Genomic DNA, 12,215 nt, shown 5'->3' on the forward strand with positions numbered 1-12,215 from the left:
TGCTATCTATTACTCTCTAAAAATTCCTTCACGATGGATATCACATATGCTTGTTTCTGGATCGATAGCATAGGATAAATCGGTAAAGCTAGTATTCGTTTCGCTGTTTTTTCAGCAATAGGAAAATCCCCTTCTTTATATTTAAGGTATTGGAATGCGACTTGTAAGTGTAATGGTATTGGGTAATAGATAGCAGAAGCAACTTTATGTTTGTTTAATTCCAAAGCCAGTTCATCTCTATTATCTAATTCAATACAATACTGATGAAACGTATGCCCCCGATTTTGCGGAACAGAAGGAGGACGTAATTGCTGATGAAAGCTCTCCGTATATCTTCTAGCAACCTCTTTTCGTTGGTGTAGAAAGATATCCAAATAAGGGAGCTTTGCTAACAAAATTGCAGCTTGGAATTCATCAAGCCGGCTATTCATACCTAATAATGTGTGATAATATTTCTGCTCACTTCCATGGTTTCGCAATTGCATTAACTTCTCATAGAGACTTTGTTGATTTGTTGTTATTAAACCGGCATCTCCATACGCGCCTAAATTTTTGGAAGGAAAGAAAGAAAAACAGCCAATGTCACCAATCGCTCCAGCTCTTACTCCATTATATTCTGATCCAATTGCTTGACAAGCATCTTCTATCACCTTAATTTGATACTTTTTAGCTACTTCCATAATGCTTTTCATTTCAGCCATTTGTCCATATAGATGGACAACAATAATAGCTTTTGTCCGATCTGTTATTACTTCTTCTATTCTGGAAGGATCTAGGTTATACGTTGCTTCATCAATATCAACGAATACAGGGGTGGCACCGACTTGCGCAATAGCCTCGCCAGTGGCAAAAAAAGTAAATGGCGTTGTGATCACCTCATCCCCAGGGCCAATATCAAATGCCATTAGAGATAGTTGTAACGCATCCGTTCCATTCCCTACGCCGACTGCATACGGAACTCCTATATATCTTGCAACATCCTCTTCTAATTGTGCTGCTTTCGTTCCAAGAATATATTCCCCGCTATCTAAAACCTCGGTAAGACTTGCTAGAATTGGGTTTCTTACTAAGGCTAATTCTTCTTTTAAGTCAACCATTGGTATTGGGGTTAAACTGTGGTTAGACACATTACCACTCCCCTTTTTCACTTTGTTGACCGATACTTTGATAAGTAATCCCGTGTTTTTTGATATCTTCCTGTTTTAATTGATTACGTCCATCAAATAAAAGCTTACAATTGGTAAAGTCTTTAAAATTTAAATTCTTATAATCGTCATGATAGGCCTGCAAAATAATAATATCAATCTTGGAGATGGATTTGTCTTGTAGAGAAAGCGGCGTTACCCCAAATGCATGAATTTCTCTATCTGAGAATAATGGATCATTCACAAAGACGTTGGCATTCATATTCAGTAGTTGATCTATTAGTAATAACGTCGTTGATTTCGTTGGCTCCTTTACATTCTCTCTATATGAAAGTCCCAATATAAGAACATTCCTATTTGCTAGACTACCAACTTCCTTCTTAACCTGTGAGATGGCATAGGCTGCCATGCCATCATTAACCTCTCTAGCAAGTGGTGTTAGCCCTTGATTTAATCCTTTATTAATAAAGAAATATGGGTAGATCGGGATACAATGTCCCCCAACCCCTATACCTGGTGAATGTATATGTGAATACGGCTGACTATTACTAGCTACGATTACTTCAGATATATTAACTCCCGTTTGATCTGCAAATTGAGCAAGTTCATTCGCAAGAGCAATATTAACATCCCGATATACACATTCTGCCACTTTTGAGAATTCAGCGGTTTCAATTGAGCTTACTTCTATTAGCTGACAGTTTAATGCCTGCTTATAAAATGTAGATGCTAACAATAAACTTTTCTCATTTATGCCGCCAACTACTTTTGGATATTTTTCCAAGTCCTCGATGATTCGGTTTGAATACACTCGTTCAGGACTGTATGCAAGATAGAAGTCCGTACCTAACCGTAAACCCGATCGCTCTTCAATTCGTTTTCCAAACCGGTTTTTCGTGTCCCCCGGTGGCAGTGTTGTTTCAAAAATAACTAATGACCCCTTCTTTATCCCTTTAGCTATGTCTTCCACTACAGCATCGATCATTTGATAATCAATTTGGTTAGCGGTATCGACTAATACAGGGACAATAACAACAATGATGGAAGAATGAGCAACAGCTTCCACATTGTCGGAAGTAGCCCGCATTTGATTATTTTCAACGGCATCCGAAACTAATTGATCTAATCCTGGCTCATTATTAATATGTGATTTCCCTTGGTTAATAGAAGCAACAACTTCTTTGTTTTTATCTGCACCAAAAATATAATACCCATTTGTTGCAAATACAGCAGCCAAGGTAAGCCCAATTTTGCCAAGTCCAATCACAGCTACACTCGCTTGTTGTTCGTCTATGGTCATGGATTTACCCTCATTTCTATGAGAAGATTTTCTATAGGATATGATTGTAAATCATAGACAGTTTGGACGTTGTCACCGGTTGGAAAAACTTCAACTGCTGTCCGAATCCAGCCATTTATAACGCTTTATAGATATCAATATAACGATCAGCCACAATAGGGGCATCGTGAAAGGATTCAATATATTTTCTACCTTCCCTGCCTAGCTCTCCCCATTTCACCGGGTTTTGAACAAGCTCCTTTAATACAGTTAGGATAGTACTAGGATTCGCATTAACGATTGGTAGCTTACCAGAATATTTATCTACTAAGTCTTCCCTTATATAGCAAATCACGGGTTTTCCGAATGCCATGGCTTCCGAACTAATAAATCCACTTGCACCAATGCGCAATTGATCAATAACGATATCAGCTTGAGAGAGGAGCTGCTTCGTCTCCTGATATGTGTAACCTTCAATTAATTTAAATTTCAATGGAATTCCCTTCCTCTTTAGCGTACTAACAGCATTTAGAATAAACTCGGTTCCTTTTAGATTGCGCGAAGTAGGAGCATGGACAATGAGAGGGGTGGATGTATTACTATCCGGATAATTTGGGGTAAACTGACGTACATCAATTGTATGGGGAATGATATGCGTATGTTCGTATACATTTGAAATGTAACATTCTAGTTCAGGGTCTTGAACAATCGCATGATCGATATAATTGGATAACGTCGCAATATTGGCATATATCTTCTCTTCCGTCCATTCTGGCTTCACTCGAACATAAGGGTTGTTAAAGCTTCTAGCTATCGAACCTACTCGAATATCAGAGCCATGATGATGAACAACCATTTTCTTTCCTGCTTGCTTTAATCGTTTTAAATCGCGTTTATCAGGGAAAAAGGTTGCTCCAAAATGAAAGTGAAAAATATCGTATGTTTCAATCGCTTTTTGTAAAAACGTATGGATGCGGTTCTCCCTTTCTGGAGACGAAAGGGAATTTAAGCGTAAGCATAAATCCGGTTCAAACTCGAAATTATTTTCATCGAAATGGCAAGCAGTAGCGTCTACTCCTTTTGCTCGTAAAGCTCGACATAACTCAATCATTGAAGGTCCGTACGGAAGATGTAGCACTCGCAATCAAATAAACCCCTTTCCTGAATCATAACTGTTCGCTTTTTATGAAGTCTCCGTTAGCTGTTGATAGACGTTAATCAGACGTTTCTCCATATGTTCCCAACTAAATGTAGACTCCATTACGTTACGTGCTTGATACTTCATTTCGGCAAGCTCATTACGATTGGCAGATAAAGCGATAAGCGCTTCAACATAATCCCGTGCAGTGGCTTGTAGCTTCGGCACGACATATCCGCATTGATAGTAATGAATAAATGTTGCCATGTCTTCGCATTGATTAACAAGTACAGGAATTCCATTATTTAAATAACTAAAAAACTTATTTGGCATTGCATATCGATTATTCAACGAATGAGCTGCATCTAAATCAATCCATCCAATATCAACATCGCGCATTACTTGTGGTATCTTTTCATAAGGAATCCAACCGGTGAATTGGATATTATCTTGAATATGATCCGGCAATCGTTCTAATTGTTGTTTTGCTTCTTTTCCCTTAAACCCTCCAATTATTTTAGCCTTAACATCTAGTTGTTGATTAACGATCTCTATAATCTTTACTAATTTATCAAAACTTCCTCTTTTCTTATTGATTGTCCCTTCAAATGTAAGGATTAATTGCGATTTTCCATTCTTACTTAGTTTGAAATCCGTAGCTAAAGGCGGGGAATTATAAATTACTTCAACAGGTATGGTCGGATTGACGGATAGATGCCATGCCTTGATAGATTCAGATACGGTGATCAAATAGTCTATCTCTTTTATCATGCTTTCAAGCATTTCATTTTTTAGTTTTTTTGTTTTACTAGATTGATTGATCAGTGGATCGGGTTCCAGTTCATGGCTATCATAGATTAAATTGCATGGTTTCCCTTTAGACATTAGACACCGTTTAATGCCTACTCCGCAATACAAAGAAAAAAATTCATGTGCATGATAAAAGTCTGCCTGCTGCTGTATTCCCAATTGAGTTAGGGGATCGGTAAACCGTATGTATTTTCCAGATTTTAAATTGTAGTGGAGGGCTTTAATATGCTTTTCTGGATACATTTGATCATAGGTAATTATTTTAATTCCTTCATGATAAAACGAATCCTCTAAATACTGATCAGTAAACGTAGTACCATCTATATCGAATAAGTAACCATCTCTTTTAGGAACGATCATCGTTACATGATACCCTGATTTATGTAAGCTTTTTGCTTCTTTCTTAAAAATCCGTGCATCTAAAAATGGATGCTCCGACACTAAAAAACATACTGTTTTAGTCATAATTCCCTCCCAACAAGCAATTTCGCCTTATGATAAGAGATAAGGCATTTGATTCGAACCTAGGGATTGATAAATCGATATCAGCCGTTTCTCCATATGATTCCAATTATAGACTTCCTCCATTACTTTCCTTGCATTGCTTCCCATAGCTGCCCATTTTTCTGGATGCTGTCGCAAATGATGTATTACTTGCAAATAGTCTGCCGGCGCAGGATTTCGTTTATTAATAACAAGTCCGCATTGATACGTTTTTATAAATTTTTCTATATCACTGCACTTGCTAGCTACAACCGGAATTCCATTATTTAAGTAACTAAATAATTTGGCAGGCATCGCAAACATATTATTAAGGGAATGGGTTGGATCTAGATCAATTAAACCAAGGTCTGCACCTGCCATCGTTGCTGGTAGTGTATGATAATCAACCCACTGTTCTATGTGTACTCTATTTTGCAAATGCGCAGGTACTGGAAAGGTTTCCCCATACCTCGATCCACCAATGATTTTAAATTCAACATCCGTTCCGCTGTTACTTCCCTCAGTGATTGCTATTACCTTTTCGAAGGTTTCTCTTGACATATTGCCTTCATGAACGACAACAAATGAATCGTTAGGTGTGTTTTTGTTCATGATATGTTTACTTAATGGCGGAGCATTATAAATTACCTCAACCGATAACATAGGATCCATTGCCAGGTACCAAGATTTAATTGAATTCGATACGGTAATAACATAATCGGCTTCTTGTAAATTTCCTAAGAGTGTCTTATGCCATTGTTGCTTTGTATGATCATTTATCTGTAATGGAAAGGGATCAGGAATAAGTTGTCTACTATCATATATTAACTTAACTTCTTTATTCCTCTGCTGTTGTAGATCCTGCTTAATCGCTTTTCCATAAGTAAAAGAGTTCAATTCATGCGCATGATAAAAGTCAGCATCTTCTTTTATTCCTAATTGATAAAGCGGGTCAGATACTGGATTTAACGACCTTCTCTCACTATCATAAGTAACTACCTTTATACCTTGATAATAAAAAACTCGTTCACGAAATTTCTTATTGAATGGTGCTCCATTTATATCAAAAAGAAGACCAGCCTTACGCGGTGCAATAATGGTGACATCATAACCATTGTTTAAAAGACTCTTCGCCTCACATTCAAAAATACGCGAATCTAGAAAGGGAAGGTAGCAAAGCAGCATACACACCTTTGGTTTCAACATGTCAACCTCCACTCTTCAACTTAATTATTATTTTCCTATCCTCCTAATAAAGTATTAACATCTGAATGCAAATATTCATATAATTGAATGTACGTGTTAGGATGTCGTTATTTGTTATCACCATGGCTATATGTCGTATTGGAGGTAATCCAAGTGGAATTAAACTTAACTGGAAAGAATGTACTTGTAACTGGGGGATCAAGAGGAATAGGGAAAGCCATCGCCCAAGCTTTTCGTAAAGAAGGAGCTAATGTTGGCGTTGTGGCTCGAAACCCAACGGAACTTCTTCATGTAAAACAAGAACTTGGAGTAAAGGTATATAGAAAAGACATCACGATAGAGGATGAGCGTATACAGTTAATTCACGAATTTATCGAAGACTTCCAGACAATTGATGTACTAGTTAATAATGCTGGTGCAGGAATAGGAACTCAGGTTTTAGACACAGCACCAGCCGTATTCGAAGCGTCAATGAAGATTAATTTCATCTCTGTGTTGCACTTAAGTCAATTAGTAAGCCAATACATGATAGACAAAGGTGCAGGGGTAATTATTAATATTGCATCCATTTACGGAAAAGAATCAGGCGGATTACCTGCGTACAACACCTCAAAATCAGCAGTAATCAGCTTTACAAAAGCCTTTAGCTCTGAAGTAATAAAACATAATATTCGTGTTGTTGGTATCGCCCCTGGGGCGATCTTCCATCCAAATAAAGAATGGAATCGACGTATCCAAAACGATCCAAACTTCTTAACAAATTATGCAAGCGCTAGAATACCTGCAGGACGACTAGGTAAACCTGAGGAAATTGGAAACACTGCTGTATTCTTAGCTTCAGATAAGGCATCTTGGATTGTCGGTACTACGATTACTGTTGATGGTGGTCAATCACGAATGAATTATTAACGGAAAAGGAAGTGCCAACTATGAATCGACCATTGCTTGCAAACAGTACCATCTTGGTTATTGGTGGAGCTGGTTTTATTGGGAGCCATTTAGTAGATAAATTAATAAAAGAAAACGCAAAACATATTGTGATTTTGGATAGTCTTTTTACAGGCAGTATAGGACACCTAACTGCTGCACTAGCACAAAATACAACCCTTTATATCGATGATGCAGAAAATCAAGAGACATTGAATTACATTATGGGAAAACATGATATTGATATTGTTTTTAATTGTGCAACCAAGGCGTTAAACTACTCCTTTATAAACCCTTCAAATGCATTTTTAACCAATGTTGTCGTCTTAAAGAATATTTTAGAATTACAACGAAACGGAGCTTTTCAAACGCTCTGTCATTTTTCATCCTCTGAAGCATATGGTTCATCTAAATATCAGCCTATGGATGAAGCCCATCCTTTACTCCCGACCACAACATATGCCGCCGGAAAAGCTTCGGCTGATTTGTTGTTACAATCTTACGTCAACATGTTTGATTTGGATGCTTTTATCGTTCGGCCATTTAATAATTATGGTCCAAGGCAAAATTTCTCAGGGCCTTTAGCTGGTGTCATTCCAGTTACAATTAAGAAAATTCTAGACGGTGATGTTCCAGAGATACATGGACATGGTCAACAAACAAGAGACTTTATTTATGTCAAAGACACCGTAGATATGGTAATAAAAACCTATCCTATTATCTCTTCCGGTGATTGTGTAAATATCACAACAGACCAGCAACTATCCATTAAACAGGTGATCGAAACAATTATGGAAGTAATGAATTATAACGGTGAAGTTCTTCAAAAACCTAATCGAAAAGCAGATGTTGAAATTCACAGAGGTTCAATGAAAAAATTACATGGATTAATTGGTACTTTTAATAAAACAGCATTTAAAGATGGCATCACATCTACCGTAAATTGGGTAAAAGCGAACCAGTAACCTATACGATTACACATCAAATAGGGTAGTTTGTTGAAGTAACTGTTGGTATACATTGGCTAATCTTACTTCCATTTGCTCCCAGCAATAAATTTCTTCCATTACATTTCTAGCGTTCATACTCATCGTTCTAACCAGTTCTTTGTTCTTTGCCAAGTACAGCATTGCTTCAGCATAGTCCTTGGCAGTGGCATCTTTTTTATCAATTACTAAACCGCAACGATGTTCTCTTAAGAAAGATTCCATTTCATGACAGCGATTTACAATAATTGGAACACCATTATTTAAGTAACTAAAAAATTTATTCGGCATAGCATACGAACGGTTGAGGGAATCATTTAAATCTTCATAATCAATCCAGCCAACGTCAACATCTTTCATATACTCACCAATGGAATAATAATCAACCCATCCCGTTAGAATCACGTTGTTCTTTAAGTGATCGGGAAGGACAAATGAATCGCCAAATCTTGTTCCACCAATAACTTTAAATTGAAAATCGATGGATTTGGAGCATATTTCGGTCATTTGCGTGATTTTATTTTTACTTCCCCTTTTGTAATCGATATTCCCTTCGTAGCAAGCAACAAGTTTGTCTCCACTAAAATTTTTCGGTTTATACTTCGTCGCTAATGGGGGGGAATTATAAATTACTTCTACAGCAAAAGTAGGATCCTGTGAAAGAAACCATGATTTTATTGCATGGGAAATAGTAATAATGTAGTCTACTTCTTTCAACATTACGAGCAACTTCTCTTTTAAATTCTCTCTGTGCTGTTTGGAATTTCTAGAATCAAATGGATCTGGGGTTAGTTCATGACTATCATATATTAATTTCACATGTTTTTGCTGCTGGTTCATTCTTCTTTTGACGCCTATTCCTGCAAATAAAGATAAGTACTCATGAACATGATAAACATCCGCATTTTCCTGTACGCCAAGTTCAGTTAACGGATTGTTAAATCCTTGTTCCCATTGTGCTAATGGGGAGACTACTTTACTTAATGAATTCCTACTCTCTCTAAAGTCATAGGTTATTATCGTAATCCCTTCATGGGTGAATCTCTGTGATAAATAGGTATCTTTAAACGGCGTTCCATCAATATCAAAAAGATACCCATCTTTTCTTGGAACAATCATCGTGACATCATAGCCTAATTTCTTAAGGCATTTCGCTTCTCTCTTGAATATCCTTGAATCTAAAAAAGGGTGCTCAGCAACTAGCATACATACCTTTTTAGACATTTTAGCACTCCTTTCTTATTTCTGAATACATTCATTATATTTAGCTTGGTAAGCATTCATGCTAACACCTTCCTTAATCCAACATATTGACGTTGAATACCTAACAAGAAATGATTGGTTGATAAATCATACATATTTATAAGAGAGGGGATTTGTATGAAAATTTTAACTGTAGTTGGTGCAAGGCCACAATTTATTAAAGCATCCATGTTATCCAAAGCAATTCAATCTGAAGGGAAAATGGAAGAAATTTTAGTACACACAGGACAGCACTATGATGCAAATATGTCCACCATATTCTTTAACCAACTAAAGCTCCCTAAACCGGATTATTATTTAGGTATTGGATCTGGTTCCCACGGTGAACAAACAGCAAATATGCTTGCAAAATTGGAAAGTATTATGATCTCGATGGAACCAGACATCGTATTGGTATATGGAGATACGAATTCCACCTTAGCTGGAAGCCTAGCAGCAGCAAAGCTCCATATTCCTATTGCACATGTAGAATCTGGATTACGTAGCTATAATAAAGAAATGCCTGAAGAGATCAACCGAATCGTTACAGATCATTTGTCTAGTTGGTTATTTTGTCCATCACAAACTGCTATGACGAATTTAAAAAAAGAAGGTATTACTTCAGGTGTGTACCAGACTGGTGACATTATGTTTGATGCAGTGCTTTTCTTTAAAAATCAAGCATTAAAACAATCCACGCTAAGAAATGATTTAACGCTTAAAAAAAATAATTATTACCTAGCAACCATTCATCGCGCAGAGAATACCGATCAAGTTGAACGATTAACAGCCATACTAACAGGGCTCCAACAATTGGATAAGACAGTTGTCCTTCCTTTACACCCTAGGACGAAGCAGAAAATAGAGCAGTATAAATTAACCGACTTAATTACTCATACTCAGATAAAGACGATTGAACCTGTAAATTACTTTGACATGCTAGCGGTTGCCTCTGATGCAAAAGCGATTTTAACCGACTCTGGAGGATTGCAAAAAGAAGCATACATGCTGCAAGTCCCTTGTGTTACGCTCAGAGAGGAAACCGAGTGGATTGAAACGTTAGAAACTGGTTGGAATCAACTAGTTGGCGCAGATACGCAGCAAATCGTCAAGAGCATGAAAGATCTGTCCATACCAACAAATTCGCCACTCTTATATGGAGATGGAAAAACTTCTTCTCTCATTCACAATCTATTATTGCAAACGTATAACAAGAATCATTAGTGGGAGAGGCATTCATTACCTCTTCCTTTGGTTATCTAGCCATCTTTCCATCGATATAACCCTTCCACCTTTGTAGTGTTTCACTCATCTTGGGATCTTTCTTAACCGAGTTCAAAGCAGCTAATAAATGAATATGTGTTACATGATATCCCCACGATGCGATATTCGGATACCCACCATCTGTCGTATAATGGGTTAAATCATATGCAGTTCGATTTCCTAAGTCATATAAAGGTAACATTCTTTTTAGAGTTCTCACACCATCTTCATATAACATTCCTGCTTGCCTATTTCCTGTTTGTTTGTGGAGATCATATAGTCCAATTAAAGCGAACATGAAGCCATTTAAAATGTAGCTAGGCGGATTTGTAGGACACTCTTCATAAAATGAATACTTGCCTTCAAACTTGGCTAAGATTCCATGATCATTAGAAGATGTTTGAAAAATAGAGGTAGCTTGTAATGCTTTGTTTTGATAGGTAGTATTTTTTGTTAAATAAGATGCCCTTGCCAAAACAGACATTGCCATTCCTAAACCAATAGACGAATACCATGGAGCCTTTAACTTTTCTAGCCTGCTAGGATAATAAGCATGATCAAATTGATATGCCCAGCCTCCTTGAGAATTTTGGTTTTGTAAAAACCATGCTGCAACAGATAAAAATTTCTGTTTACTTTGTTCATCCTTATTTTTCAGGTATAAACTATAATGTTGTAAACCATATTGGGCAATAGTAGAAGGATTAAAATAAGTTCCAAATGGATAGACAGTTTTTGGAATACCATCATGAAATTCTACACTCCAGTTCTCCACCCCGTTTTTATCATAATGTAAATAATTCCCTCGAAAATCGTACTGATTAATCTCGGAATAACGGGCTTTGGAAACATGGATCTTTAATAATTTCTGACCCTCGATCCATTCCTTTTCAGCGAAATATCCCTTCTCTAATAACGTGATTGGAACAAATAGCTCATTCCCAATCTTCTTTCCTTTACATTCTAAATGTTGATGCATCACTACACGAATATCCTCAGGCCGTCCTGATTCCATTTTTATATCACCCTCAACTTCTGTTAAGATTGTAATTTTTTAGCAGGGATACCTACAGCAACTATCCCATTTTCAAGATGTTTAGTGACAACAGAACCTGCACCAACAATCGTATTTTCACCAATGTTTACTCCAGGCAGCAGTGAAGCGTTATTCCCAATTTTAGCTCCTTTTTTTATGTACGGTCCCTTTAGGGAGTAGCTTTGTGCTCCCATATATTTGTCATTCGACATCGATACACATGGACCTAGAAATACATTATCTTCAATTGTTGTATCCCCTGTCACATATGCCAGCGTTTGAATGGTACAAGATTTTCCAATTATTGTATTTAACTCTACAATGGCCGCCCTACCAACAATCGATTCATCTCCGATCGTAACATTTTCTCTAATACTTGCATGGTCGCCAATAAACACATCTTTTCCCACTCGTGTACCAGAATAAATAGAGACGAGCTGCCCAATTCGCGTACCAGGTTCAATCACGAGCTGAGTCGCCTTAGATGTTTTTCGCATTCTCTGATTTATGCTAGGCTTGACACCAATAACGCAATTACAACCAATATGGACATGATCACCGATGGTTGTACCTTCTAAAATAATCGAATTATGGCCGATAACAACGTGCTCACCAATGCTAACGTTATTTTCTATAACAACATTATTTCCAAACTGCGAGCTCTCTGGAATAGAAGCCAAACAAAAACCTCCTCAAGTTA

At 37.1% G+C, this 12,215-nt stretch carries 11 protein-coding genes; 3 read left to right on the forward strand and 8 right to left on the reverse strand.

The genetic code is table 11. The features are described from left to right. Positions 1–2: 2 nt before the first annotated feature. From M948_RS23475 to M948_RS23495, 5 genes are all read right to left on the reverse strand, one after another. Entirely contained in the window at positions 3–1,127 is a 1,125-nt protein-coding gene (locus M948_RS23475) for a DegT/DnrJ/EryC1/StrS family aminotransferase (RefSeq protein WP_021288779.1), read from the reverse strand. A gap of 1 nt (position 1,128) precedes the next feature. Then, entirely contained in the window at positions 1,129–2,445 is a 1,317-nt protein-coding gene (locus M948_RS23480) for a nucleotide sugar dehydrogenase (protein ID WP_021288780.1), read from the reverse strand. Positions 2,446–2,560: 115 nt separating this feature from the next. After that, positions 2,561–3,562 carry a glycosyltransferase family 4 protein gene (locus tag M948_RS23485; protein ID WP_231378645.1) on the reverse strand — a complete coding sequence of 334 codons (1,002 nt, stop codon included), beginning with the start codon at positions 3,560–3,562 and terminating at the stop codon, positions 2,561–2,563. A 45-nt stretch (positions 3,563–3,607) separates the two neighbouring features. Continuing rightward, a complete protein-coding gene (locus M948_RS23490; protein WP_021288782.1) occupies positions 3,608–4,837 on the reverse strand; it encodes a glycosyltransferase in 1,230 nt (409 codons plus the stop codon). A 27-nt stretch (positions 4,838–4,864) separates the two neighbouring features. Further along, positions 4,865–6,061 (reverse strand): glycosyltransferase family protein, encoded by a 1,197-nt coding sequence (locus tag M948_RS23495; RefSeq protein ID WP_021288783.1) that lies wholly within the window; start codon positions 6,059–6,061, stop codon positions 4,865–4,867. A 153-nt stretch (positions 6,062–6,214) separates the two neighbouring features. Between M948_RS23495 and M948_RS23500 the strand changes: the two genes are divergently transcribed. Continuing rightward, the gene (locus M948_RS23500; RefSeq protein WP_031334898.1) at positions 6,215–6,970 is read left to right on the forward strand and encodes an SDR family NAD(P)-dependent oxidoreductase; all 756 of its coding nucleotides are present in this window, start codon (positions 6,215–6,217) and stop codon (positions 6,968–6,970) included. A 20-nt stretch (positions 6,971–6,990) separates the two neighbouring features. Continuing rightward, the gene (locus M948_RS23505; RefSeq protein WP_021288785.1) at positions 6,991–7,953 is read left to right on the forward strand and encodes a GDP-mannose 4,6-dehydratase; all 963 of its coding nucleotides are present in this window, start codon (positions 6,991–6,993) and stop codon (positions 7,951–7,953) included. 9 nt (positions 7,954–7,962) lie between these two features. Here the strand turns inward: M948_RS23505 and M948_RS23510 are convergent, their stop codons facing one another. Then, a complete protein-coding gene (locus M948_RS23510) occupies positions 7,963–9,198 on the reverse strand; it encodes a glycosyltransferase (protein WP_021288786.1) in 1,236 nt (411 codons plus the stop codon). Between the two features lie 156 nt (positions 9,199–9,354). Here M948_RS23510 and wecB point away from each other — a divergent pair, with 156 nt between their 5' ends. After that, entirely contained in the window at positions 9,355–10,440 is a 1,086-nt protein-coding gene (gene wecB / locus M948_RS23515; RefSeq protein ID WP_021288787.1) for a non-hydrolyzing UDP-N-acetylglucosamine 2-epimerase, read from the forward strand. 31 nt (positions 10,441–10,471) lie between these two features. Here wecB and M948_RS23520 read toward each other — a convergent pair whose 3' ends face one another. Together M948_RS23520 and M948_RS23525 are read right to left on the reverse strand one after the other, a co-directional pair. Continuing rightward, positions 10,472–11,494, reverse strand: coding sequence for a D-glucuronyl C5-epimerase family protein (locus tag M948_RS23520; protein ID WP_021288788.1), 1,023 nt, complete (start codon positions 11,492–11,494; stop codon positions 10,472–10,474). A 23-nt stretch (positions 11,495–11,517) separates the two neighbouring features. After that, positions 11,518–12,195: an acyltransferase gene (locus tag M948_RS23525; protein ID WP_021288789.1), complete on the reverse strand. Its 678-nt coding sequence runs from the start codon at positions 12,193–12,195 to the stop codon at positions 11,518–11,520. Positions 12,196–12,215 lie beyond the last annotated feature (20 nt).

The sequence above is a fragment of the Virgibacillus sp. CM-4 genome, from assembly GCF_000445495.1.
Classification (GTDB): Bacteria; Bacillota; Bacilli; order Bacillales; family Amphibacillaceae; genus Virgibacillus; species Virgibacillus salexigens.